A 25,320-nucleotide genomic window follows, 5' to 3' on the forward strand; every position below is an offset into this window, starting at 1 on the left:
TGTACGCGCAGGATCCGTGCTGCTTGCAACCGGTTGACGATGAATGAATTGAATGGATTGCCAGTTAAATATAGACGGCCGAGCCGCCTAGACATACACGCTTTGTCACAGCCTCGAAATTTGTTGCGGAGCGCTTGGGCAGAAACGCAGCCGTGCTAACATTTGCGGAATTTTCAATCAACTGTGTCCTTCAGCATGAGTGAATTCCGCATCACCACAAAAGCAGGCGAGCTGGATACTGGGCTCGTGCACCGATTCCTTTCGGAGCAGAGCAGTTGGGCGAAGGGCATTTCCCGCGACCTGGTCGAACGCTCGATTGCGAACTCGCTTTGTTTTGGCGGCTTCCTGGGGCGGGAGCAAATCGCATTTGCGCGCGTGATCTCCGATTACACGACCTTTGCAAACCTGGTGGACGTCTTCGTCCTGCCCGGACATCGGGGAAAAGGGTACAGCAAGGAGCTGATGGCTGCAGTCTTCGCACATCCCGAACTTCAGGGTTTGCGCCGCTTTACGCTTGCCACTGGCGATGCGCATGGACTGTATGCGCAGTATGGCTTCACTGCGCCTTTGTATCCGCAATCGCTCATGGAGCGCTATTTCCCGGGAATGTACGAAGCGAAGCCAGACCTTCAGGTCAAACATCCAACAGGAGCAATGCGATGAAAAAACGCCTCGCGTCTTGCAGTTGTGGTCAGCTCACCGCCGAAGTGATTGGCGAACCAGTCAGGATCTCGATCTGCCATTGCCTGGCGTGCCAGCGCAGGACTGGCAGTGTGTTCGGCGAGCAGGCCAGGTTCCCGCGTGAGAACGTCACCGTGTCTGGAACTTCCACCGAGTACGTGCGGATTGGCGATGAAGGCGGCAAGGCCACATTTCATTTCTGCCCGACTTGCGGTTCGACGGTCTATTACGGCCTCGATAGCATCGATGGCTTCGTCGGAATTCCGGTCGGGGCTTTTGCAGATCCTGGCTTTCCCGCGCCGCGGGTGTCGGTCTACGAAGAACGAATGCACGCCTGGGTGGTTCCGCCGCCCGATGCGGAGCGGATCCCCTGATTGCCGCCGCACGGTTCCACCGCTAGCGGTGGATCACCACCAGCAGTGCCTTGGCTTCAGTCTTGCCTGGGTTGCGGATGGCGTGGTGCACGTCTGCGGCGTAGCGTGCCGTGCCGCCCAGCTTGATTTTCTTCTTGTTGGCGCCGACTTCCAGCTCCATCGAGCCGTGCAGGATGGTGAGGTGCTCGGTGGTGCCGGGATCGTGCGGTTGCGACACCAGTTCGCCGCCTGCCGACAGGGTCAGCTCGTACCATTCGTATTTGCCGGCCAACTCCATCGGTCCCAGGATGCGCAGCACATAGCCGGCGTGGGCGCCGGGCAGGGTAGGGGTTTCGTGTGCATCGATCAACTTTATCGCTTCGACATCCTTCTCGACATCGGAGAGCAGTTCGCCGATCTGCACGCCCAGCGCATTGGCCAGGCGCCAGGTGATGGCAATGGTCGGATTGGCCTTCTCGCGCTCAATCTGGGACAGCATGGATTTGGAAACCCCGGCAATGCGGGACAGGTCTTCCAGCGTCAGGCCGCGGGCCAGGCGCAGTCGTTGCAGGGCGGCGCCGACTTCCGGCGGGGCGTTGGTTGAAATGTTCGGCTTCACGCTTGCAGAGTTCAATATAGTAAAGTAGGATTCCGTATATCGAATTTACGTTCAATATAGTGAATTCCGGCCTTATTAGTGAAATAAGAGTAAACTTTACATCAGAGGACGACCATGAGCCAAGCGACGAATGCGTTTTACACCGGCCTGCAACAAAACCTGGAAAAGCTGCGCAGCGATGGCCTCTACAAGCCAGAGCGCGTGATCGCTTCCCGCCAGGGCAGCGAGGTGCAATCGGAAGACGGTCGTACCCTGATTAATATGTGCGCCAACAATTACCTCGGCCTGTCGGGCCAGGAATGGGTGGCGCAGGCCTCCATCGCGGCAACCGAGAAATACGGTTACGGCTTGTCCTCGGTGCGCTTCATTTGCGGCACCCAGACCGTGCACAAGCAACTGGAGAAGGCAATCTCCGAATTCCTGGGCACCGAAGACACCATCCTGTACGCGGCAGCATTTGACGCCAACGGCGGCGTATTCGAGCCTTTGTTCGATGAAAACGACGCCATCATCTCCGACGCGCTGAACCACGCATCGATCATCGACGGCATCCGCCTGTGCAAGGCAGCGCGCTTCCGCTACGCGCACAACGACATGGCCGACCTGGAAAAGCAATTGCAGGCGGCCGCCGACAAGCGCCACAAAGTCATCGTGACCGACGGCGTGTTCTCGATGGACGGCACGATTGCGCAGCTGGACAAGATCGTCGAGCTGGCGGAGAAATACGGCGCCCTGGTCATGATCGACGAATGCCATGCTTCCGGCTTCATGGGCAAGACCGGCCGCGGCACCCACGAGCACCATAATGTGCTGGGCAAGATCGACATCATCACCGGCACCCTGGGCAAGGCCCTGGGCGGCGCGATGGGCGGTTTCACTTCCGGCCGCAAGGAAGTCATCGACACCCTGCGCCAGAAATCGCGTCCTTACCTGTTCTCGAACACCCTTGCGCCGGCCATCGCCGGCGCTTCGCTGGAAGTGTTGAAGCGCTTGTCCGCTTCGACCGAGCTGCGCGACCGCCTGCATGAAAACACCGCCTACTTCCGCAAGGAGATCGAGCGCATCGGCTTCACCATCAAGCCGGGCACCCATCCGGTCGTGCCGGTGATGCTGTTCGATGCGCCGGTAGCACAGAAGTTCGCGGCCCGCATGTATGAACTGGGCGTGCTGCTGTCCGGCTTCTTCTATCCGGTGGTGCCGATGGGCCAGGCGCGCGTGCGCGTGCAGCTTTCCGCCGCCCACACCCGCGAGCAGCTGGACAAGGTCCTCGCAGCATTCGAACAAGCCGGCAAAGAGCTGGGCATCATCAAGAACTAATCTGGAATATAGGTAGGAATCATGGAACGCATTCTCGTCATCGGCGCCAACGGCCAAATCGGTAGTGAACTGGTGGAAGCCCTGGCAAGACAGCACGGCGAACAGAACGTCATCGCAACCGATATCAGCCCGGTCAACAAGTACAACGCAGCCCGCTACCAGGTGCTGAACGTGATGGACAAGGCCGCACTGCAAGCATTGGTTGCTGCCGAAGGCATCACGCAGGTGTACCAGCTCGCTGCGATGCTGTCCGCCACGGGCGAGGCGGCTCCGCTGAAGGCGTGGGACCTGAACATGGACGGCCTGCTGAACATCCTGGAAGTGGCGCGTGAACGCGGCGAACAGGGCAAGCCGCTGCGCATCTTCTGGCCGTCGTCGATCGCCGCCTTCGGCCCGAACACTCCGGCCGAGAACACCCCGCAGTACACGGTGATGGACCCGACCACGATTTACGGCATTTCCAAGCTGGCCGGCGAACGACTGTGCGAATACTACTTCCTGAAGTATGGCGTGGACGTGCGTTCGATCCGCTACCCAGGCATCATCAGCTTCAAATCGCCTCCAGGCGGCGGCACCACCGACTACGCAATCGCGATTTTCCACGCCGCGCTGCGCGGTGAACGCTACGATTGTTTCCTCGGCCCGAAGACCACTTTGCCGATGATCTACATGCCTGACGCGATTCGCGCAACCATTGAATTGATGGACGCACCGGCTTCACAAATCAAGATTCGTTCGTCGTACAATGTCGCCGGCGTTTCCTTCAACCCGGAAGAACTGGCCGCGGCGATTACCCGCGCACTGCCTGAGTTCAAGATCGCCTACACGCCGGACAGCCGGCAGGCCATCGCCGACAGCTGGCCGCGCAGCCTGGATGACTCCCAGGCGACCGCGGACTGGAACTGGAAAGCGAAGATCGGCGTGGAAGAGATGGTGAAGGATATGCTGGCAAATATCGACGTGAGCCTCAGCGAGGCCGCATAACTAGAGAGAGACAAGCAACAATGGACATGAGTGTTTTCGACTTATTCAAGATTGGCATTGGCCCATCGAGTTCGCATACGGTGGGACCAATGGTGGCGGCACGCCGCTTCCTGGTCGAAAACTGTCCATTGGACGATGTCGCTTCGGTGACGGCCGAGCTTTACGGTTCGCTGGCCTTGACTGGCGTCGGCCACGGCACTGACAAGGCCGTGCTGCTTGGCCTGATGGGCGAGACGCCGCAGGGCGTCGATCCGGATGCGGTGGAAGACATGCTGGCGGCAGCCGACGTGGACGGAGAGTTGCGCCTGCTGGGCGAAAAGGCCATTCCATTCACGCGCAAGCAGCACCTGGTGTTCCATATGGCCGAGAACCTGCCGGAGCATCCGAACGGCATGCGCTTTACGCTGACGCGCGCAGACGGGAGTTCGGTTTCCAGGATTTACTACTCTGTGGGCGGTGGCTTCATTCGCGCAGAAGGCGAAGAGGCAAGCACGGATGGCAAGCCTGCCGTTCGCCTGCCATACCCGTTCAACACAATGGCCGAGCTGCTGGGCCATGGCGTCAGCAGCGGCAAGACCATTCCGCAAATGCTGCGCGCAAACGAGCTGACGCGTATCAGCGAAACTGAACTCAACGAAGGCATGGACCGCATCTGGCACGTCATGCGCGACTGTATCCAGCATGGCCTGGAGACCCGCGGCCAGTTGCCGGGCGGCTTGAACGTGAAGCGCCGCGCGGCCGATCTGTGGCGCCAGGCCCAGGGCGGCGACCGTGCCAATCAGCTGCCGCACGATGCGCTGAACGGCGTGAGCCTGTATGCGATGGCGGTCAATGAAGAGAATGCAGCGGGCGGACGTGTTGTAACGGCACCTACAAATGGGGCTGCCGGCATCATTCCCGCTGTGCTGAAATACTATGCGGAAGACTGCAAACCGGTCGACCCTGTTTCCGGCGTGCGTGCGTTTTTGCTGACGGCTGCGGCGATTGGCATGCTGTGCAAGCGCAATGCTTCGATCTCCGGTGCGGAAGTAGGGTGCCAGGGCGAAGTTGGCGTTGCATGCGCGATGGCGGCTGCCGGCCTGGTGGCGGCGCTTGGCGGTTCCAATGCGCAGATCGAAAATGCGGCGGAGATCGGGATCGAGCATCACCTGGGCATGACTTGCGACCCGATCGGCGGCCTGGTGCAGATTCCTTGCATCGAACGCAATGGCATGGGGGCGGTGAAGGCGATCACCGCTGCATCGCTGGCCATGAAGGGCGATGGAACCCACTTCGTCACGCTGGATAATGTGATTGAGACCATGCGCCAGACTGGCGCTGACATGCAGGCCAAGTATAAAGAGACTTCGCTGGGCGGCCTGGCGATTCATGTGGTGTCGGTGAATCACGCCGCCTGCTAAAACCGGCAAACCAGTGTCAGGCCCGCGGGGCCTGACACTATGACGCGGCGGCTGCGGGGCAGGCACCGGTTCACCGGTTTTCGATAGAAAATTTCAAAAACTGGCTTAATTCACATAGAAACTCCGGCCAGACTATAATAGGTGTCCGTTTTCACCCGCCACCGGACTTTCTACTTTATGCAATACGTGTCTACCCGGGCCGACGCGTCGGCTGCATCGCACTCCCTCCAGCAATTTTCCGACATCCTCCTGGGTGGTCTGGCGCCAGACGGCGGCCTGTACCTGCCAGTCGAGTACCCTCAGGTTAGCGGCGAAGAGCTGAACAAGTGGCGCCACCTTTCCTACGCTGACCTGGCGGTAGAAATCCTGAAGAAATTTGCCGGCGACATTCCGGAAGCCGACCTGCGCTCCCTGGCTAAAAAGACTTATACCGCCGACGTGTACCGCAACGTGCGTGAAGGTGAAAACGCCGCCGACATCACCCCGCTGCGCGTGCTGGAAGAGACCGACGGCAAGAAACTGGTGCTGCAATCGCTGTCCAACGGCCCGACGCTGGCCTTCAAGGACATGGCAATGCAGTTGCTCGGCAACCTGTTCGAATATGCCCTGGCCAAGCAGGACGCGCAGCTGAACATTTTCGGCGCCACCTCGGGCGACACTGGCAGCGCCGCCGAATACGCGATGCGTGGCAAAAAAGGCATCAAAGTCTTCATGCTGTCGCCGCACAAGAAGATGAGTGCCTTCCAGACTGCCCAGATGTTCAGCCTGCAGGATCCGAACATCTTCAACATCGCGGTAGAAGGTGTGTTCGACGACTGCCAGGACATGGTGAAGGCGGTGTCGAACGACCTGGAATTCAAGGCCCGCCACAAGATCGGCACCGTGAATTCCATTAACTGGGCGCGTGTCGTGGCGCAGGTCGTGTACTACTTCCGTGGCTATCTCGCGGCGACCAGGAGCAATGAACAAAAGGTGTCGTTCACCGTCCCATCGGGCAATTTCGGCAATATCTGCGCCGGCCATATCGCCCGCCAAATGGGCCTGCCGATCGACAAGCTGGTGGTCGCCACCAACGAAAACGACGTGCTGGACGAGTTTTTCCGCACCGGAATTTACCGCGTGCGCAAATCGGCCGAGACCTACCACACCTCCAGTCCATCGATGGACATCTCCAAAGCTTCCAATTTCGAGCGCTTCGTGTTCGACCTGGTAAAAGGCGACGGCAAACGCGTGCGCGAACTGTTCAGGAAAGTGGAAACCGACGGCGGCTTCGACCTGTCGGGCGCGCCCGGCAGCGACGGCGACGAATTCAAGCTGGTGGCCAATTACGGCTTCAAGTCGGGCAAATCCACGCACGATGACCGTGTGCAGACCATTCGCGACGTGGCTGACGATTACGGCATCGTGATCGACACCCACACCGCCGACGGCATCAAGGTTGCCAAGGAATACATGGAGCCGGGCGTGCCGATGATCGTGCTGGAAACCGCTCTGGCCGCCAAATTCAATGAAACCATCCTGGAAGCACTGGGCGAAGATGCCGAGCGTCCGGCAGGTTTCGAGAACATCGAAGCGCTGCCGCAGCGCTTCGAAGTCATGCCGGCCGACGTGAGCAGGATGAAGGCTTACATCGCCGCCAATACAGGACTGTAAAACATGGCAATGCTCGCCGTACGCGAAGCCCTCGATTTCCTCCTCGCCGCCGCCCGCCCGGTGGCTGGGACCGAGCAGATTCCAACCCTGGAAGCCAACGGCCGCGTGCTCGCGAGCGCCGTGGTGTCCGCCATGAACGTGCCGGGCCACGACAACACGCAGATGGACGGCTATGCGGTGCGCTCCGCCGATTGCGCCAGCGGTGATGCGACGCTGACGGTAACACAGCGTATCCCGGCAGGGCACGTCGGCCAGCCGCTGCTGCCCGGCTGCGCCGCGCGCATTTTTACCGGCGCGCTGATTCCCGAGGGCGCCGATGCTGTGGTCATGCAGGAGCAATGCGAGGCGAAGGACGGCCTGGTGACGATCCGCCACACGCCCAAAGCCGGCGAATGGATCCGCCGTACCGGCGAGGACATCAGCGTTGGCAGCGTGATCCTGGCGGCCGGCACGCGCCTGCGCAGCCAGGAACTCGGCCTTGCCGCCTCGATCGGCATGGCGGAGCTGAACGTCCACCGCAAGCTGCGCGTGGCCGTGTTCTTCACCGGCGACGAGCTGGCGATGCCGGGCGAACCGCTGGCGCCGGGGGCGATCTACAATTCCAACCGCTTCACCCTGCGCGCCCTGCTGGAAAACCTGGGCTGCGAAGTGCGCGATTTCGGCATCGTGCCCGACTCGCTGGAAGCGACGCGCAAGGTCTTGCGCCAGGCAGCCGACGGCAATGACCTGATCATCACCTCCGGTGGCGTGTCGGTCGGCGAAGAGGACCATATCAAGCCGGCTGTCGAAGCCGAGGGCAAGCTGAATATGTGGCAAATCGCCGTCAAGCCCGGTAAGCCGCTGGCATTTGGCGAAGTGGGACAGGCCTTCTTCCTTGGCCTGCCGGGCAATCCGGTATCGAGCTTTGTCACTTTCCTGCTGTTCGTGCGGCCATTCCTGCTGCGCCTGCAGGGCGCAGACGTGCCGGCGCAACCACGCGGCATGCTGGTGCGCGCCGATTTCAGCTGGCCGAAAGCCGACCGGCGCAATGAATTCCTGCGCGCCAAGCTGAACGGGCAAGGCGGCCTGGACCTGTTCCCCAACCAGGGCTCCGCTGTGTTGACCTCGACCGTTTGGGGCGATGGCCTGGTGGACAATCCGCCCGGCAACCCGATCGCGCCAGGCGATGTCGTGCGCTTCATCCCATTCAGTGAACTGATGTATTGATATGCTGATCAACCTTAAATATTTTGCCAGCGTGCGCGAAGCGCTGGGCGGCGGCGAGCAGGTGGTGCTGCCGCCGGGTGCCGAGACGGTCGGCGATGTGCGTACATGGCTGCTGGCGCGCGGCGAACCGTGGGCAAGCGCCCTGGCCGAGGGCCGCGCCTTGCGCATGGCCTGCAACCAGCGCATGTGCGACGCCGGCACGCGCGTTGCACCGGGCGATGAAGTTGCCTTTTTCCCACCTGTGACAGGCGGTTAAGGCCTATTGCTGTGCCCGCGCAACAGTCGAGTACTGACTGTTGACCAAAAGCATTGTCACGTTATACTTGACCACAGGCGGCCCAAAACCTGCGCCGCGCCTATCACCGCACACATTCCTGTCGCCTCTTCCCTGCGGCTTTTTCCTTTCACTGCAAGGAGAGTCGCAATGGGTTTTGTCTTTGCCGCCCTCGGCCTGAATGGCATCACACGGGGCCACGTTCCCGTCCCGCCGCGCAAGCGTGCGCAAAAGCTCCACATCGCCGGTTCGACCACGATGGGGCCGTTGTTGCAGGAGATCGCCGCCAAGTACCATCTGGCGCACCCTGAGATCGCCGTTGATGTCGAACTGGGCGGGTCGTCGCGTGGCCTGGAAGACGTGCGCTCTGGCCATGCGCATATCGCCATGCTGTCCCGCGCTCTCGCACCGGCGGAACGCGACCTGTACGGCATCCCGATTGCGCGCGACGGCGTTGGCGTCGTGGTGCATGCCAATAACCCGCTGCGGGAGTTGAGCGTGGAAGCACTGCAAGGCATCTTCACCGGCCGCCTGCGGGACTGGCGCGCAGCCGAAGGCAGCCCAGGATCGGTGTACGCGCTGGGCGGGCTGCACGATGGCGCCTCAAGTGCGCTGTTTGCCCGCTTTCTCCGTCAGCCGCTGGAGGCATTCAGCCTGAACGCGGCTGTGGAATCGAATATTGAACGTCTGGCCGTAGTGGCCTCGTGCGAGAACGCAATCGCCTACGTCTCGGTCGGTACGGCGGAGCGCGCGATTTCGCAGGGCGTCCCGGTGCGCTTGCTGCCTATTGCCGGCGTGCCAGCCAGTACCGCAACTATCCGCAACGGCAGCTATCCGATCTGCCGCATCCTGACCCTGGCGAGCAGGGATGCGCCAACCGGGGTCGCGAGAAGCTTCTTCTCTTTTTGCCTTTCCGCTCAAGTGAACGGCATCCTGTCGGCATTCGACTTTGTCCCCTACCTGGACTGACGCCATGGAAAACTACATTTTGCTTGGATTGCTCGCTGCATGCGCAGCGGCGGCAACGGTCTGGGGCGTCCTCGCGCGTGAAGACGAGCACCAGCGCGCCAGTGCACAGGCAGACGAACTGCTGCGTGCCAACCAGGCCTTGCGCATGGCCTCGAGCTGCCGTGCGGCGTTGCTGCATGCCAGCAGTGCGGAAGAGATGATGGCGGCCATGTGTCGCGTCATTTCAGCCGAAGGCGCTTACTCGCTGGTCTGGACCGGCCTGTCGATGGCCGGCAGCAGCAAGGATCTGCTGGCCAGTGAGATCCAGGGCACGCCAGCGGGACGCTTTGCGGCGGCTGCTGGTGGATTGCAGCGCGGTTGCGCCTGTGAAGGCATCGCGCTTGATGTGATGGGGGACGGCCAACTCCGGCTGCGCCACGGAACGCCGGCGGAGTACGGTTATCCCAGCGTGCTTGCTTTGCCCTTGGACGGCACCGGTGAAGATGCGTCGCCGACGGGTGTATTGTGCGTGTACTCGATCGATCCCTGCGCCTTCGACGCAGATGAAGTACAGGTTTTGCAGGAACTGGCGGCCGACCTGGCGCTCGGACTCAGGAATATGCACGAAGCACGCAGGCGCCGGGCGGCAGAGCAGGCCTCGGCCAGCCATGCCCACCATGACCCGGCAACAGGCCTGGCCAATCGCGCCTTGTTCAATGACCGCCTGCGCCAGGCCCTGGTGGCTGCCGAACGCACCGGCCGCAAAGTGGCGGTACTGGCCCTGACCATGGACCGCTACCGCGGCGTCAAAGCCAGCCTGGGCCCGGAAGCCTGCAGCGCCTTGCTGATGCATGCGGCTTCCGCCATGAAGTCCTGCCTGCGCGAAGGCGATACCGTCGCCCATCTGCTCGGCAACGAATTCGCGGTGATCCTGTCCGACATGGCCAATGATGACGATGTGCTGCCGGTTGCGGGCAAGCTGCTCGAGGCGATCAAGGCTCCTATGCGCTGGAAGGACAACATCGTCAATACCACCGCCAGCATCGGCGTTGCATTGATGGGCGAGGGTGGCGCTGAGCCCTCAGTCATGCTGCGCTCCGCCAACTCGGCCATGGCGCACGCGGTCGGTCACGGCGGCAATCGTTTCCGTTTCGTCGCACAGGAGATGAACGAGCGCGCCTCGCGCATGTTTGCGCTGGAGGCTGAGCTGCGCAGCGCCCTGGTGCACAATGAAATGGTGGTCCATTACCAGCCGCGGGCGGCGTTGAGCGACGGCAGCCTGGCCGCTGCCGAAGCCCTGGTGCGTTGGCAGCACCCGGTCCGCGGCCTGGTGCCGCCAGCGGAGTTCCTGCCGCTGGCGCGCCGGTGATCCTGAGGCGCGAATGGCTGTGTGACCATTACTGCGACGAGATGCAGGGCTGCTTCGTTGCCCTGCCCATGGCGCCGGAGGACTTTGCTCAACTGCTGGCAGCCGATCGTCCGAGATCGACTACAATGCTGCCCCTATGGAAAGCAATCAATTACAAGGTGTAGCGGTGATCGGCGGCGGGCCGGCGGGCTTGATGGCGGCTGAAGTGTTGGCAGCGGCAGGTGTGCGTGTGGATGTGTATGACGCCATGCCATCGGTCGGCCGCAAGTTCCTGCTGGCCGGCCGCGGCGGCATGAACCTGACCCATTCCGAGCCTTACGAAGCATTCGTGGCCCGCTATGGCAGCCGTGCCGCTGCCTTGCGCCCGATGCTCGATGCTTTCAAGCCCGACGATCTGCGCGCCTGGGTGCACGGTCTGGGCATCGACACTTTTGTCGGCACCTCAGGCCGGGTCTTTCCTACCGAGATGAAGGCAGCGCCCATGTTGCGCGCCTGGTTGCATCGCCTGCGCCAAAGCGGAGTGCATTTCCACCAGCGCCATCGCTGGCTGGGCTGGACGGAGGAAGGTGGCTTGCGTTTTGAGACGCCGGAAGGCGAGCGCAATGTGCAACATCGTGTGGTATTGCTCGCACTGGGTGGGGCAAGCTGGGCGCGCCTCGGTTCGGATGGCGCCTGGCAGCCCCTGTTGGCCGGGCGCGGCGTCGAAGTTGCGCCGCTGGTGCCGGCCAATTGCGGTTTCGATGCCCGCTGGAGCGCGCATTTCTCGCAGAAGTATGCGGGGCAGCCCCTGACCACCGTGGCCATTGGCGGCCGGAAGGGCCAGATGGTTGTCACCGCGACCGGCGTGGAAGGCAGCCTGGTGTATGCGCTGTCCTCTGGGATCCGCGACCGTATCGCAGCGCATGGCAGTGCGACCATCGAGCTGGACTTGTTGCCGGACTGGCCGCTGGAGCGCTTGCAACAGGAACTGTCGCACCCGCGCGGTTCGCGCTCGATGTCGAGCTTCCTGCAAAGCCGCCTCCACATCAAAGGCGTCAAGACCGGCCTGTTGCACGAAGTTCTGGACAAGGACGCCTTCCATGACCCGATGCGCGTGGCAGCAAGCTTGAAGGCCTTGACAATCACGCTGTATGCGCCGCGCCCGATTGACGAGGCGATCAGCAGTGCTGGTGGCGTGCGATTCGAAGCGCTGGAAGGAACGATGTTGAAGGCAATGCCGGGCGTGTTCGTAGCCGGAGAAATGCTGGACTGGGAAGCGCCGACCGGCGGCTACCTGCTCACGGCCTGTTTCGCCAGCGGCCTGGCCGCCGGCAAGGACATGTTGCGCTACTTAATGCACCCAGCTCACGCCGCCTGAGCCGCTGCGGCTGACGTTGCGTTCGGAAGGGTTGCCAAACACGCGGATATTGCCGGTCCCCTTGACGGTGAGATCGGCCGACTGGCGGGCGAAGACATTGGTGGTGCCGGAGCCCAGCAGGGCCACCACCACTTTGTCCGTCGCCAGGTGCTGGGCGTCCAGGTCGCCGGAACCGGTCACTTCGGCCGTCAACTCCTTGCAGCTGCCGCTGGAAGTAATGGCGCCGGAACCGACCATTTCCAGGGCGACTTTCTCGCCGTGGCCGGTGTTCAGGTTCAGGTCGCCGCTGCCGTGCACGCCGGCTTCCACATTCTTGTAGCGGCCATTGAAGGTCAGGTTGCCCGAGCCTTGCAACTGGATGCTCAGGTGCTCGCCGCTGAAGCCATTGACGTTGCTGTCGCCGCTGCCATTGACCACCAGCTCGTTCAGGGACGGCAGTACCAGCTCGACCTCAATCGGGCGGCGTGGATGCAGCAGCAAGCCCTTGGAACCGATGCGGAGCGTTGCGCCATCCTGTTCGGTGCCGATATTGCCCAGCAGGCGCTGTTCGCCGCGCACCTTCAGGGATGGCACATCGCCCTGTTTCAGGCGCAGGTCGATGGGTCCGACCAGTTCGACATTGGAAATCGTTGCGCTGATTTCGCGCACTTCGGTGCGGGCGGCGCGGCCGGCCACGCTGGTGGGATTGGCGGCGCCCTGGGCGCGCAGCATGCTGTAAGTGACGGCCGTCAGCAGCACCGCCAGCAATGCCATGCCAAAGCCAATCTTGAGCAGGGAACGGATGTTCATTGCGTTTCCTTTCATTGGCCGCGCAGCAGCGCAACGTTCATCTGGATGTAGCGTTTCAAGCCGATCAGCGAGTAGCGCGTGATCACGATGCTTGCCAGGCTCAATGCGATACCGAGCAATACCAGGCCGATGCCGACCGCGGTTTGCGTGGCGCGCGATTCGTTATCGAGGTCGGAGGTGATGCGTACGCCGCCTTCAGCCATGGCTTCCGCGCCTTCCAGCCACTGTTCGGACTTGCTGTCCGCTTCATCCCATTCCTTGCGCAGCCCCGCCGAAGGTTCCTGTAACACTTCGACACCCTGGTCGCTGATCGAAATCCTGGTCTGCATGCGGGCATCAACCTGGTCGCCATCATCGAAGACGACGAGGTGGCGCAATGGGCCGGTGAGGACCAGTTCATTGGCTCCCGCCAGGCCGGTTGCAGTGATGGCGATCCCGCTGATGTAAAAGGCAAAGGCGCTGGCGTAAATCGACACCAGCAAGGCAGAAAAGACCGCGGCCGGGACCACCATGAAGAGGTTGAAGATGCCGAGGCCAATGAGGGAAAACACCATGCGGGCGAGGTTGGCCGGGTTGCGCTTTTGCTCGAATGCGCTGCGGTGGGCGTTGGCGCGCAGGGTCATCGCGATCTTGCGCGGTTCGTCCAGCTCGGCGGCGATTTCCTCTTCAGTCTTGCCGGCGGCCAGGCTGTCGATAAAACGCTGTTCGTAGTAAGCCATCGTCTTGGCCGCCACGTCGGGCGGCAAGCCGGCGAGGGCTTTCTTCAGTGCGTCGAGGTACTCATTCTTGCTCATTGGAAACTCAAGCCTCCTGTTGTTCCATGATTGCACTGTATCGCTGGCACTGGAGGGGCTCGAGCTGTTTACGACAGGATGCAGAAATGGGGGAGCAGGCGAGCAAAACGCCGGACAGGCGGGACATCAAGGTTTCGCCTTCGCGAGCAGGTGCGCCGCCTGGACGCCGCTGCGGACGGCCATCTCGAGGGTGGCGGGGTATTCCCCGGCCGTGTAATCGCCGGCCAGGACCAGCCCTTTTGCCGGCGTTTCGTTGGCTGGGCGCTTGAGGGCAGGCGTGCAGGCGTAGGTGGCGCGCTTTTCCGTGATGACCCTGGACCAGGCCGGATTGCCAAGCTCGGGCCGCGCCAGGTCGGCAGCCAGTTGTGCGGCGATCGCCGCTGCCAGCTCCTCCTGCGGCAGGCTTGCGGCGTCACTTGAGGCGCTGATCACGACGGCGAACAGGCCGGCATGCTTGGCATCGAGCTGGCCGCGATCGAAGACGAACTGGCCCCAGCGCTGGGTTGCCGGATCGTCGATCAGGGCGTAAAACGGGATTGCCAGCCGCGTGTCCGGGGCATATTGCAGGTAGCAGGTCGTGATCGGTTCGGGCTCGAATGCCGCAAGCTGGCTTGCCAGTTCGGCGAATTCCGAAGGAATTGCGGCTTCGCTGGCCCCGGCGCGGTGTGCGCTGGCGAGCAGTGCGGCGGTCGCAGTGGGGGAGGTGGCGAGTACGACGCCATCAAACTTGCCGGTCCAGTCGCCGCCAACAGCCGCGCCGCTTGCCTCGACGGTCCAGCCTCCGGCTTCGGAGCCGATGGAAGTGACCTTTGCGCCGAGATGGACGGTGTTGCCCTTGCCTTGCAGCCAGGCGGCGGCGGCATCGGGGAAGAGGGCGGACAGGTCGGCACGGGGAACCAGCATGTCCGATGCTGCCCGTCGTGCGCCGAGGCTGTCGCGCAGCACGGCAAGGAACACCTGCGCGGAAGCACGTTCCGGCGGCGTATTCAGGGCGGCGAGGCACAACGGCCGCCACATCAACGCCACCAGCCTTGGCGTCTGGTCGAAGCGTTCCAGCAACTCGGCCACGCTGCAATCATTGTTCAAGCGCCAATCCATCCAGCGCGCAGTCGTGGTAAAGCGGGCCAGGGCCATCTTGTCCTCGCGCGCCAGGCCTTTCGCCCGCAACAGGGCAATGCCGACATGCAGCGGCGCAGGCAAACGCGGCGCCAGGAAATCCATGCCGTCGCCACCGGGCGGATAGCGCATCTGCAAGGGCAGCGTGAGTACGGCGGAACGCAAATCCACGCCAACCGCACGCATGATGCGAAGCGATTCCGAATAAGCCCCCAGCATGATGTGCTGGCCATTATCCAGTTCACGCCCGTCGAAAGATACGCGGCGCGCCCGGCCGCCCAGCGAGCGGGCAGCCTCGAAAACGGTCACCTGGTGGCCGGCCCGGGCGAGTTCTACGGCGGCGGCGAATCCCGCCCAGCCGCCGCCGGCAACGGCGAAGTGCTTAGCCACGAACCCAGGTCTTCCACGCCAGCCACAGCTTGCGGATAGGCGTAAGGGAAATGCGCTGCTTGAGGACGTGGTAGCCATCCTCCTCGATTTCATTTAACAGGGTGCGGTAAATGGCCGCCATGATCAGGCCCGGGCGCTGGGCGCGGCGGTCTTCCTTCGGCAACAGCGCAAACGCCTCGTCATAAGCCTTCTGGGCACGCGCCACCTGGAATTGCATCAGCTTCGAGAAGTTCTCGGTCTCGCGGGCATTCAACAGGTCCGCGGCAGTTACGTTGAACTGCTGCAGTTCGTTGACAGGCAGGTAAATGCGGCCTTTGCGCGCATCTTCGCCCACGTCACGGATGATATTGGTGAGCTGGAAGGCATGGCCCAGCTTTTCGGCATATTGCAGCGTCTCCGGCCTCGTCACGCCAAAAATCGACGCCGACAGGATGCCGACCACGCTCGCCACATGCCAGCAGTACTTCGTCAGGCCGGCGTAATCGAGATAGCGGGTCTGGTTCAGGTCCATCTCCATGCCGTCGATGATGGCCTGCATATGTTCCTGCTTCAGGTCATACGTCGCAATATGCGGCTGCAAAGCCTGCGTCACCGGGTGGGTCTGCTTGCCCTGATACATCTGGGCGATCTCATTGCGCCACCAGGCCAGCTTGATGCGCGCCAGCGATTCATCGCTGCACTCGTCGACGGTGTCGTCGACTTCGCGGCAAAAGGCGTACAGCGCAGTGATAGCGCGGCGGCGCTCCGGCGGCAGGAACAGGAAGCTGTAGTAGAAACTGGAACCGCTGGCGGCGGCCTTCTGCTGGCAGTATTCGTCGGGGGACATGTTCTTATGGCTTTGGTAATGCTGACAAAGGCGCTATTTTATAGTGAAGACGGCTTCATCCGAAGCGCGCGCCAGAAAACCTTGAACCAGTCGCGCTTTTCAAGCTTGGGCCGACGCAGAAAAACGTCGTAATCGACTTCCTCGATTGCCTCCAGAATACGCAGGCCGCCCTGGACCACCATGCGCAACTCCAGTCCAATGCGGCCTTTCAGGCGGCAAGCCAGCGGCGCGCCCGAAAGCATCAGGGCGCGGGCGCGGTCGACTTCGAATTTCATCATGGCGCGCCACTTCGCCCTGTTGTCGGGGCGTGCCAGGTGGGCTGGCGACAGCGCGTAACGCGCCAGGTCTTCCATCGGAATGTAAATACGCTCCTTATGTTCATCGATGGCGACATCTTGCAGGAAGTTGATGATCTGGAGCGCCGAGCAGATGGCCTCCGACTGGCGGATATTCTCCTCATCGGCCGCGCCGTACAGGTGCAGCATCAGCAGGCCGACCGGATTGGCCGAGCGGGCGCAGTAATCGAGCAGGGAGGCGTAGTCCTGGTAGCGGTGCACCACAATGTCCTGCTTGAAGGCGGAAAGCAGGTCGTAGAAAGGGCGCATGGGCAGCTTGTGCTGCGCGATCACGGCTGCCAGCCGTTCGAACATCGGTTCATGGCCGCCTTCGGCGCGCTCGATGCGGCCCAGGGCTTCCTCGTAAGCGGTCAGGCCCGCCAGGCGCTGTTCCGGCGTGGCGTCGCCCTCGTCGGCGATATCGTCGGCGCTGCGGGCGAAGGCGTAAATCGTCTCCACCGCCGGGCGTAAACGGCGCGGCACGAGGATGGAAGCGACAGGGAAATTCTCGTAATGGTCAACGGACATAGAGGTGCTGTTCTAAATTAATGACGCGAAAGTCATTTGCAAGTTCGGTTGACCCGGCTATAATTTTTTTCTTACTAAACGGAAAGTCATTTAGTTCCAAACGGGAAATAATAATGGCAAACATATACACCCGGCAATTGCCAGAGACACCAAAAAGGAATTCCATCGTGTTCGCAGCGAAAAAACTACCCCTGGTTGCAGCCTGCGCCTTGCTGCTTGCAGCCTGCTCGAAAGAAGCCCCCAAGACCGAAGACATCCGGCCCGTGCGCGCCATGGTGCTGCAAAGCTCGGATATCGATGTGAATGCCGAATTCTCCGGTGAAGTCCGTTCGCGCGTCGAATCGCGTCTCGGGTTCCGGGTTGGAGGCAAGATTATCTCCCGTAAAGTGGATGTGGGCAGCGTCGTCAAGCGCGGCCAGGTGCTGATGGATCTCGACCCGCAGGACCTGAAGCTGTCGCAGGCCCAGTCGATGGCGGCTCTGCGCGCTGCTGAAACCACGCGCGACCTGGCCAGTGCAGAATTGAAGCGCTACCAGGAGCTGCGCGAAAAGAATTTCGTCAGCCAGGCCATCCTCGATGCCAAGCTGTCCGCCTACAAGTCGGCGCAGGCCCAGGTGGACTCGGCGCAAGCGGCATATCGCGGCATGTCCAACCAGGCCGGCTACGCGAGCCTTGAATCGGACATCGACGGCGTTGTCACCGCCGTGGATGCGGAAGTAGGGCAAGTCGTATCGCCGGGGACGCCGGTAGTTCGCGTTGCCAAGACCGACGAAAAGGAAATCGTGTTTGGCGTGCCGGAAGACAAGGTCGATACGCTGCGCAATATCTCGGACGTGCATGTGCGCCTGTGGGCCAGCCCGGATAAATCGGTGCCGGGCAAGATCCGCGAGATTTCGCCGGTGGCAGACCCGTTCACCCGTACCTACGCCTTCCGCGTCTCGATCCCTGCCAGCCTGGCCGAGGCCAAGCTGGGCATGACCGCCTTGGTGGCTTTCGCCTCGCGCACGCCGCAACCGCAGATCAAGGTGCCGCTGACGGCGCTGTTCCATGAAAAGGCGGCGACCTCCGTCTGGGTGGTCGAGAACGGCGTGGTGCGCCTGGTGCCCGTCACGGTGAGCGGGGTATCGGGCAATGACCTGGTGCTGGGCAGCGGCGTCAAGCCCGGCCAGACCGTGGTCACCGCCGGCGTCAACCTGCTGAAGCCTGGCCAGAAAGTGACCATCCTCGGAGCCGCCAAATGAAGGGCTTCAACCTTTCGCGCTGGGCGCTGGAGCACATCCCGCTCACGCGCTACCTGATTGCGGTGCTGCTCCTGGGCGGCATGCTCGCCTACAAGAACCTGGGGCAGGATGAAGATCCGCCGTTCACCTTCCGTTCCATGGTGGTGCAGGCCTTCTGGCCGGGCGCTACCTCGCTGCAGATGGCCGAGCAGGTTACCGACAAGCTGGAAAAGAAGCTGCAGGAAACGCCGTTTGTCCACGAGATCACAAGCTATTCAAAGCCGGGCCAGACACTGATCATTCTTAGCTTGCGCGAGTCGACGCCGCCGAAAGAGGTGGCGCAGGCCTGGTATCAGGTACGCAAGAAGATCGGCGACATCCGGTCGACGCTGCCGTCGGGCGTGCAAGGACCCGTATTCAACGATGAATTCGGTGATACCTATGGCTCGATATTCGCGCTGTCCGGCGATGGCTTTACCTATGCGGAGCTGAAAGACTACGCGGACCTGGTGCGCCAGCAGCTTCTCGGCGTGAAAAAGGTATCGAAGGTTGAGCTGTTTGGCGTGCAGGATGAGAAGATCAACATCGAATTCTCGCACAAGAAATTTGCCCAGTTGGGACTGACCATCGAACAGATTGCCAACCAGATTACGACCCAGAACGTAGTGGAGGCGACCGGCGTCGTGGTGACGCCAACCGACAACCTGCAAGTGCGCGTTTCGGGTGCGCTGCGCACGGTCAAGGACCTGGAAGAACTCGAGCTGCGCGCCAACAACACGACCTTCCGTCTTGGCGACTTCGCGACCATCAAGCGCGAATACCTTGATCCGCCGCGCGACAAGATGCGCTTCAACGGCAAAGAAGTCATCGGCCTGGGCGTGTCGATGGAGAAGGGCGGCAACATCATCCAGATGGGCAAGGACCTGGAAAAGACCGTCAATGCCATGAAGACCAAGCTGCCGGTCGGCATTGAGCTGGAGCGCGTGTCAGACCAGCCGGCCGCTGTCACGGCGTCGGTGGGCGAGTTCCTGCACACGCTGGTCGAGGCGGTGCTGATCGTGCTGGCGGTAAGCTTCGTCTCGCTCGGCCTGCACACCAAGCCCAAGCTGCGCCTCGACGCGCGGCCTGGCCTCGTGGTGGCGCTGACAATCCCGCTGGTGCTGGCGGTGACCTTCCTGTTCATGCGCATCCTGGACATTGACCTGCACAAGATCTCTCTGGGCGCGCTCATCATCGCGCTTGGCCTGCTGGTCGACGATGCCATCATTGCGGTTGAAATGATGGTGCGGAAGATGGAAGAGGGCCATTCGAGGCTGGAAGCGGCGACCTTCGCCTACACCTCCACGGCCATGCCGATGCTGACGGGCACCCTGATCACCGTCGCCGGCTTCCTGCCGATCGGGCTCGCCGCATCGGCGGCGGGCGAATACACCTTCTCGCTGTTCTCCGTCAACGCGATTGCGCTGGTGACTTCGTGGATCGTGGCCGTCGTGTTCACGCCTTATATCGGCTACATCCTGCTGAAAGTGAAGCCGCACTCGGAAGGCGGCGGACACCACGAACTGTTTGATACGCCGGGCTACCGCAAGTTCCGCGCCGTCGTGAACTGGTGCGTGGAGTACCGTAAGACCACGATTGTGGCGACGCTGGTCGTGTTCTTCCTTGGCGTGTACGGCTTCAAGTTCATCGAGAAGCAGTTCTTCCCTGACTCCAGCCGCCCTGAACTGATGGTGGAAATGTGGTCGCCGGAAGGCACTGCATTCGCGCAGACTGAGCGCCAGGCGAAGAAATTCGAGGAATTCATCCGCAAGGAGCCAGGCGTGGCAAGCGTGACGACCTACGTCGGCACTGGCAGCCCGCGCTTCTACCTGCCGCTGAACCAGATCTTCCCGCAGACGAACGTCTCGCAAACCGTGGTGCTGGCGAAGGACCTGCATTCACGAGAGGAATTGCGCAAGAAGATCAGCCATGTCTTCAAGACCGACTTCCCGGAAGTTCGCGGCCGCGTGCAGTTGCTGCCGAATGGTCCGCCGGTGCCGTACCCGGTGCAGTTCCGCATTACTGGCACCGAGGTTGATGGCGTGCGTTCCATTGCCGACCAGGTGAAGGACATCATGCGTGCCAATCCCAATGCAGTGGGCGTCAACGACAACTGGAATGAGTCGATCAAGGTGCTGCGCCTCGACCTGGACCAGGACAAGATGCGCGCGCTGGGTGTGACTTCGCAAACAGTGATGCGTGCCGCGAACACGATCCTTTCCGGCACGCCCATTGGCCAGTTCCGCGAAGGTATTCGCCTGATCGACATCCAGGTGCGCCAGCCGCTGGACGAACGCAGTACCATTGCGGTCCTGAATGACACCTACATCCCGACCAATAGCGGGCGTTCGGTGCCGATCTCGCAGCTGGCGCGCGTGCATTTCGTGTGGGAGCCGGGCGTGGTGTGGCGCGAGGGCAGGGAATGGGCGATCACCGTTCAGTCGGACGTGGTGGAGGGTGTGCAGGGGCCAACCGTGTCGGGCCAGATCAATCCGAAGCTGGACGCACTGCGCGCCAAGCTGCCGCCGGGTTATGAGATCAAGGTCAAAGGCGCCGCCTCGGACAGCAGCGCGGCGGAGGAGTCGATTGCCGCCAACCTGCCGCTGGCCGTGTTCATCATCTTTACCTTGCTGATGCTGCAGTTGCACAGCTTCTCGCGTGCGCTGCTGGTGTTCCTGACCGGGCCGCTCGGCGTGGCGGGTGCGGCGATGGCGCTGCTGGTGATGGGAAGGCCGCTGGGCTTCGTGGCGAACCTGGGCATTATCGCGCTGTTCGGCATGATTATCCGTAACTCGGTGATCCTGGTGGACCAGATCGAGCAGGACATCAAGGCTGGTGTGCCGGCCTGGGATGCGATTGTGGAATCGGCTGTGCGGCGTTGCCGTCCGATTATCCTGACGGCGGCAGCGGCGGCGCTGGCCATGATTCCCTTGTCGCGGTCCGTGTTCTGGGGGCCAATGGCGGTGGCGATCATGGGTGGGTTGATTCTGGCGACTGCGTTGACGTTGCTGTTCTTGCCGGCTTTGTATGCTGCGTGGTTCCGCGTGCCCAGGCCAAACCGGTAAACCGGTGTCAGACCCATGGGGTCTGACACCCGACCTGCGGCTGCCGCGAATCGGTGTCTGACCCTGTGGGTCAGACACCTGGGTTGCCGGTTTTGCCCAAATGTTGCGCAATACGCAAAAAAGCACTACCGCACTCCAGAAACACCGTATAGAATGCCGGGTTGAAGTTGAAAGCCCCGGGCGACCCCGTTTTCACTGTAAGGTCGCCCTTTGCTTTTGTGCAAATATGCCGCGAGGATGGCGAAATTGGTAGACGCACCAGGTTTAGGTCCTGACGCCAGCAATGGTGTGGGGGTTCGAGTCCCCCTCCTCGCACCATAAGTACACTTAAATTTTTATTGGACGATTTTTACAATGGCCACTGCAGTTGAAACCCTGGGCAAACTCGAACGCCGCATGACGATTTCCTTCCCACTGTCGGACGTGCGTTCCGAAGTGGAAAAGCGCCTGAAAGTGCAGGCTCGCTCCGCACGTGCTCCTGGCTTCCGTCCAGGTAAAGTGCCAATGAAGATGGTTGCCGCACAATACGGCTACCAGATCGAAACCGAAGTGCTGAACGACAAAGTCGGCCGCGCTTTCAACGACGCAGCCAACGAAAACCAGCTGCGCGTTGCCGGTTTCCCACGCATCGAGCCAAAACAAGACGCACCAGAGGGCCAACTGTCCTTCGACGCAACCTTCGAAGTGTATCCGGAAGTTGAAGTCGGCGACCTGACCAAGGTTGAGATCGAAACCGTCAAGTCCAACGTGACCGACGTAGAAATCGACAAGACCATCGACATCCTGCGCAAACAGCGCGTGCACTTCCACGTGAAGGGCGAGAAGGGCGAACACGGCGACGGCGGCGAAGCGATCGCTGCTAACGGCGACCGCGTGACGGTCGACTTCGTCGGCTCCATCGACGGCGTTGAGTTCCCAGGCGGTAAAGCTGAAGGCTACCCGTTCGTCCTGGGCGAAGGCCGCATGCTGCCGGAATTCGAAGCCGCTACCGTCGGCCTGAAGGTCGGTGAATCCAAGACCTTCCCGCTGTCGTTCCCAGAGGACTACCATGGCAAGGACGTGGCTGGCAAGACCGCCGAGTTCACCATCACCCTGAAGAACCTGGAATGGGCGCACCTGCCGGAAGTCGATGCCGAGTTCGCCAAGTCCCTGGGCGTGGCTGACGGCGACCTGGCCAAAATGCGCGAAGACATCAAGGTGAACCTGGAGCGCGAAGTTGCAGGCCGCGTCAAGGCTCGCAACAAAGAAGCCGTGATGGACACCCTGGTGAAGACCGCGACCCTGGAAGTGCCGCAGTCGCTGATCGCGCAAGACACCGAGCGCCTGGCTGAAATGACCCGCCAGGACATGGCCCAGCGCGGCATGAACGTAAAAGATGTACCATTCCCTCCAGAGCTGTTCAAGGACAAGGCTGAGCGTCGCGTGCGCCTGGGCCTGATCCTGTCCAAGCTGGTGGGCGACCAGAACCTGCAGGCTACCCCTGACCAGGTGAAGGCACAGATCGAAGACTTCGCACAAAGCTATGAAGATCCACGCGAAGTGCTGAAGTACTACTACTCCGATCGCCGCCGCCTGGCTGAAGTCGAAGCTCTTGTATTGGAAGAAAACGTCGTTACTTACGTCCTGGGCCTGTGCAAGAACGTCTCGAAAGAAATTCCTTTCGACGAACTCATGGGAAGCGTACAAGCTTAATAGCTTGGTTAACCGCCAAACCGGTAACCCGGGGTCAGACCCACAGGGTCAGACCCCAGCAACGCGGCAGTCGCCGACCGGGGTCTGACCCTTGGGTCTGACCCCGTTTTTATTGGTTTGGCAGCAAAACAAGGAATTGGAATGAATCGTAATCCCGCACTCGATACGGAAATGCTCGGCCTGGTGCCGATGGTGATCGAACAAAGCGGCCGCGGTGAGCGCTCGTACGATATCTACTCGCGCCTGCTGAAGGAACGCGTGATCTTCATGGTCGGTCCGGTCAACGACCAGATGGCCAACCTGATTGTTGCCCAGCTGCTGTTCCTGGAAAGCGAAAATCCGGACAAGGACATCTCGCTGTACATCAATTCCCCAGGTGGTTCCGTTTCCGCGGGCCTGGCGATCTTCGACACCATGCAGTTCATCAAGCCTGACGTGTCGACCCTGTGCACCGGCATGGCCGCCTCGATGGGCGCCTTCCTGCTGGCCGCAGGCGCCAAGGGCAAGCGTTTCTCGCTGCCGAACAGCCGCATCATGATCCACCAGCCGTCCGGTGGCTCGCAAGGCATGGCGTCGGACATCGAGATCCAGGCCAAAGAGATCCTCTACCTGCGCCATCGCCTGAACAGCATCATGGCTGAGCGCACCGGTCAGTCGATCGAGCAAATCGCCAAGGATACCGACCGCGACCGCTTCATGTCCTCGGACGAAGCAGCGGAATATGGCCTGATCGACAAAGTCTTGACCAGTCGCGCATAAGCGTCCTTGCAAGTCGACGCCCGGACGCTACAACGTTCGGGCGTTTTGCTTTTATTTCGGGTAGCATGTGGTTGTGCGCAGGATTTCTTGCTTGTGCGCACGGTAAACTTGCACCAAAACTAAAGATTAGTCCCATGTCAGAGAAAAAATCCTCCAGCGGTGAAAAACTCCTTTACTGCTCGTTCTGCGGCAAAAGCCAGCACGAGGTGAAGAAGCTGATTGCCGGCCCGTCCGTCTTCATCTGCGATGAATGCATTGACCTGTGCAATGACATCATCCGCGACGAGACGTCCAGCATCGAATCTGTCACGGGCGCGAAATCGGACCTGCCAACCCCGCAGGAAATCACCGATCTGCTGAACCAGTACGTGATCGGCCAGTCGACTGCCAAGCGCATCCTGTCCGTGGCCGTGTACAACCATTACAAGCGCCTGAAGCACCTGGGCAAGAAGGACGACGTCGAGCTGGCCAAGTCCAACATCCTGCTGGTGGGCCCGACCGGCTCCGGCAAGACCCTGCTGGCCCAGACCCTGGCGCGCATGCTCAATGTGCCGTTCGTGATCGCCGACGCCACCACCCTGACCGAAGCCGGTTATGTGGGCGAAGACGTGGAAAACATCATCCAGAAGCTGCTGCAGAGCTGCAACTACGATGTGGAAAAAGCACAGCGCGGCATCGTCTACATTGACGAAATCGACAAGATTTCCCGCAAGTCCGACAACCCATCGATCACCCGCGACGTATCGGGCGAGGGTGTGCAGCAGGCGCTGCTGAAGTTGATCGAAGGCACCATGGCTTCCGTGCCTCCGCAGGGCGGCCGCAAGCATCCCAACCAGGACTTCGTGCAGATCGACACCACCAACATCATGTTCATCTGCGGCGGCGCCTTTGATGGCCTGGCCAAGATCATTTCCAACCGTTCCGAAAAGTCCGGTATCGGCTTTGCCGCGGAAGTGAAGAGCAAGGAACAGCGCTCGAACAGCGACCTGATGATGGACGCGGAGCCGGAAGACCTGATCAAGTTCGGCCTGATCCCTGAGCTGGTGGGCCGCCTGCCGGTCGTGGCAACCCTGGCCGAGCTGACTGAAGAGGCCCTGATCGAGATCCTGGTCGAGCCGAAGAACGCGCTGGTCAAGCAGTACTCCAAGCTGTTGGAAATGGAAGGCGCGGAACTGGAAATCCGTCCTGCCGCCTTGCACGCCATCGCCCGCAAGGCGCTGGCCCGCAAGACCGGCGCCCGCGGCCTGCGTTCGATCCTGGAACACGCCCTGCTGGACATTATGTTCGACCTGCCAAACCAAACGAACGTCACCAAAGTCGTAATTGATGAAAATACGATCACCAGTGGCGCAAAACCCCTCCTGATTTATCAGGAAACCCCAAAAGCAGCAGGGGAAAACTAAATAGGGTTTTGAATCCCTGAGGCAAGGCGTTACAATCGGTCTCAATAACCATAACGCCGGCTTCAGTCGAAAAGCCACTCGCGATCACCTGTCGCGCGTGGCTTTTTTTGTTCCAAAAATGGCTTTATTGCGGCGTTTAGTTAGAGTAAAACTGCATTTTCTCAAAGCAAATATAATTGCAGCATAGGGCTTGTGAATTGGCC

The 25,320-nt window shown here is 61.2% G+C and carries 22 protein-coding genes and 1 tRNA gene; 17 read left to right on the plus strand and 6 right to left on the minus strand.

From position 1 onward, the window contains the following. Positions 1–195: 195 nt before the first annotated feature. Together ACN9MY_RS16650 and ACN9MY_RS16655 are read left to right on the plus strand one after the other, a co-directional pair. On the plus strand, positions 196–663 hold the full coding sequence (locus tag ACN9MY_RS16650; protein ID WP_426161520.1) for a GNAT family N-acetyltransferase: 468 nt from the start codon (positions 196–198) through the stop codon (positions 661–663). Continuing rightward, complete coding sequence (locus ACN9MY_RS16655) at positions 660–1,055, plus strand: GFA family protein (protein ID WP_426335792.1); 396 nt, start codon at positions 660–662, stop codon at positions 1,053–1,055. Before ACN9MY_RS16650 ends, ACN9MY_RS16655 begins: the two co-directional genes overlap by 4 nt. Positions 1,056–1,077: 22 nt before the next feature. Here the strand turns inward: ACN9MY_RS16655 and ACN9MY_RS16660 are convergent, their stop codons facing one another. Beyond that, the gene (locus tag ACN9MY_RS16660) at positions 1,078–1,653 is read right to left on the minus strand and encodes a helix-turn-helix domain-containing protein (protein ID WP_426161522.1); all 576 of its coding nucleotides are present in this window, start codon (positions 1,651–1,653) and stop codon (positions 1,078–1,080) included. A gap of 114 nt (positions 1,654–1,767) precedes the next feature. On the opposite strand from ACN9MY_RS16660, the gene kbl reads away from it, so the two are divergent. The 9 genes from kbl to ACN9MY_RS16705 all read left to right on the plus strand — a co-directional run bounded on the left by kbl (position 1,768) and on the right by ACN9MY_RS16705 (position 12,161). After that, the gene (gene kbl / locus ACN9MY_RS16665) at positions 1,768–2,970 is read left to right on the plus strand and encodes a glycine C-acetyltransferase (protein WP_426161523.1); all 1,203 of its coding nucleotides are present in this window, start codon (positions 1,768–1,770) and stop codon (positions 2,968–2,970) included. A gap of 21 nt (positions 2,971–2,991) precedes the next feature. After that, a complete protein-coding gene (locus ACN9MY_RS16670; RefSeq protein ID WP_426161524.1) occupies positions 2,992–3,954 on the plus strand; it encodes an NAD-dependent epimerase/dehydratase family protein in 963 nt (320 codons plus the stop codon). 20 nt (positions 3,955–3,974) lie between these two features. Further along, positions 3,975–5,354: an L-serine ammonia-lyase gene (locus tag ACN9MY_RS16675; protein ID WP_426161525.1), complete on the plus strand. Its 1,380-nt coding sequence runs from the start codon at positions 3,975–3,977 to the stop codon at positions 5,352–5,354. 177 nt (positions 5,355–5,531) lie between these two features. Continuing rightward, entirely contained in the window at positions 5,532–7,007 is a 1,476-nt protein-coding gene (gene thrC / locus ACN9MY_RS16680; RefSeq protein WP_426161526.1) for a threonine synthase, read from the plus strand. A gap of 9 nt (positions 7,008–7,016) precedes the next feature. After that, a complete protein-coding gene (gene glp / locus ACN9MY_RS16685) occupies positions 7,017–8,213 on the plus strand; it encodes a gephyrin-like molybdotransferase Glp (protein WP_426172224.1) in 1,197 nt (398 codons plus the stop codon). A gap of 1 nt (position 8,214) precedes the next feature. After that, the gene (gene moaD / locus ACN9MY_RS16690) at positions 8,215–8,469 is read left to right on the plus strand and encodes a molybdopterin converting factor subunit 1 (protein WP_426335793.1); all 255 of its coding nucleotides are present in this window, start codon (positions 8,215–8,217) and stop codon (positions 8,467–8,469) included. 168 nt (positions 8,470–8,637) lie between these two features. Next, on the plus strand, positions 8,638–9,456 hold the full coding sequence (locus ACN9MY_RS16695; RefSeq protein WP_426161528.1) for a substrate-binding domain-containing protein: 819 nt from the start codon (positions 8,638–8,640) through the stop codon (positions 9,454–9,456). A gap of 4 nt (positions 9,457–9,460) precedes the next feature. Next, positions 9,461–10,804: a diguanylate cyclase domain-containing protein gene (locus ACN9MY_RS16700; RefSeq protein ID WP_426335794.1), complete on the plus strand. Its 1,344-nt coding sequence runs from the start codon at positions 9,461–9,463 to the stop codon at positions 10,802–10,804. A gap of 136 nt (positions 10,805–10,940) precedes the next feature. Then, on the plus strand, positions 10,941–12,161 hold the full coding sequence (locus ACN9MY_RS16705) for an NAD(P)/FAD-dependent oxidoreductase (protein WP_426317985.1): 1,221 nt from the start codon (positions 10,941–10,943) through the stop codon (positions 12,159–12,161). Here ACN9MY_RS16705 and ACN9MY_RS16710 read toward each other — a convergent pair. The 5 genes from ACN9MY_RS16710 to hpnC form a co-directional block, all read right to left on the minus strand. Further along, on the minus strand, positions 12,135–12,950 hold the full coding sequence (locus ACN9MY_RS16710) for a head GIN domain-containing protein (RefSeq protein WP_426161531.1): 816 nt from the start codon (positions 12,948–12,950) through the stop codon (positions 12,135–12,137). The genes ACN9MY_RS16705 and ACN9MY_RS16710 overlap by 27 nt on opposite strands. A gap of 11 nt (positions 12,951–12,961) precedes the next feature. Further along, positions 12,962–13,744 (minus strand): DUF1700 domain-containing protein, encoded by a 783-nt coding sequence (locus ACN9MY_RS16715; protein WP_426161532.1) that lies wholly within the window; start codon positions 13,742–13,744, stop codon positions 12,962–12,964. Positions 13,745–13,870: 126 nt separating this feature from the next. Further along, positions 13,871–15,250, minus strand: coding sequence for a hydroxysqualene dehydroxylase HpnE (gene hpnE, locus ACN9MY_RS16720; RefSeq protein WP_426335795.1), 1,380 nt, complete (start codon positions 15,248–15,250; stop codon positions 13,871–13,873). Next, entirely contained in the window at positions 15,243–16,076 is an 834-nt protein-coding gene (hpnD, locus tag ACN9MY_RS16725) for a presqualene diphosphate synthase HpnD (protein ID WP_426161534.1), read from the minus strand. The genes hpnE and hpnD overlap by 8 nt, the downstream gene beginning before the upstream one ends. Before the next feature lie 38 nt (positions 16,077–16,114). Next, positions 16,115–16,939: a squalene synthase HpnC gene (hpnC, locus tag ACN9MY_RS16730; protein ID WP_426335796.1), complete on the minus strand. Its 825-nt coding sequence runs from the start codon at positions 16,937–16,939 to the stop codon at positions 16,115–16,117. A 167-nt stretch (positions 16,940–17,106) separates the two neighbouring features. On the opposite strand from hpnC, the gene ACN9MY_RS16735 reads away from it, so the two are divergent. From ACN9MY_RS16735 to clpX, 6 genes are all read left to right on the plus strand, one after another. Continuing rightward, on the plus strand, positions 17,107–18,180 hold the full coding sequence (locus ACN9MY_RS16735) for an efflux RND transporter periplasmic adaptor subunit (protein WP_426317989.1): 1,074 nt from the start codon (positions 17,107–17,109) through the stop codon (positions 18,178–18,180). After that, positions 18,177–21,263 carry an efflux RND transporter permease subunit gene (locus ACN9MY_RS16740; protein WP_426317990.1) on the plus strand — a complete coding sequence of 1,029 codons (3,087 nt, stop codon included), beginning with the start codon at positions 18,177–18,179 and terminating at the stop codon, positions 21,261–21,263. Before ACN9MY_RS16735 ends, ACN9MY_RS16740 begins: the two co-directional genes overlap by 4 nt. 231 nt (positions 21,264–21,494) lie before the next feature. Next, a tRNA-Leu gene (locus tag ACN9MY_RS16745) sits at positions 21,495–21,581 on the plus strand. 36 nt (positions 21,582–21,617) lie between these two features. Beyond that, a complete protein-coding gene (tig, locus tag ACN9MY_RS16750; RefSeq protein ID WP_426161538.1) occupies positions 21,618–22,955 on the plus strand; it encodes a trigger factor in 1,338 nt (445 codons plus the stop codon). A gap of 141 nt (positions 22,956–23,096) precedes the next feature. After that, a complete protein-coding gene (gene clpP / locus ACN9MY_RS16755) occupies positions 23,097–23,714 on the plus strand; it encodes an ATP-dependent Clp endopeptidase proteolytic subunit ClpP (RefSeq protein WP_055927915.1) in 618 nt (205 codons plus the stop codon). Positions 23,715–23,848: 134 nt separating this feature from the next. Next, positions 23,849–25,117 (plus strand): ATP-dependent Clp protease ATP-binding subunit ClpX, encoded by a 1,269-nt coding sequence (clpX, locus tag ACN9MY_RS16760; RefSeq protein ID WP_426161539.1) that lies wholly within the window; start codon positions 23,849–23,851, stop codon positions 25,115–25,117. Positions 25,118–25,320: the final 203 nt, after the last annotated feature.

It is taken from the genome of Pseudoduganella sp. R-31, from assembly GCF_049913235.1.
GTDB lineage: Bacteria > Pseudomonadota > Gammaproteobacteria > Burkholderiales > Burkholderiaceae_D > Rugamonas.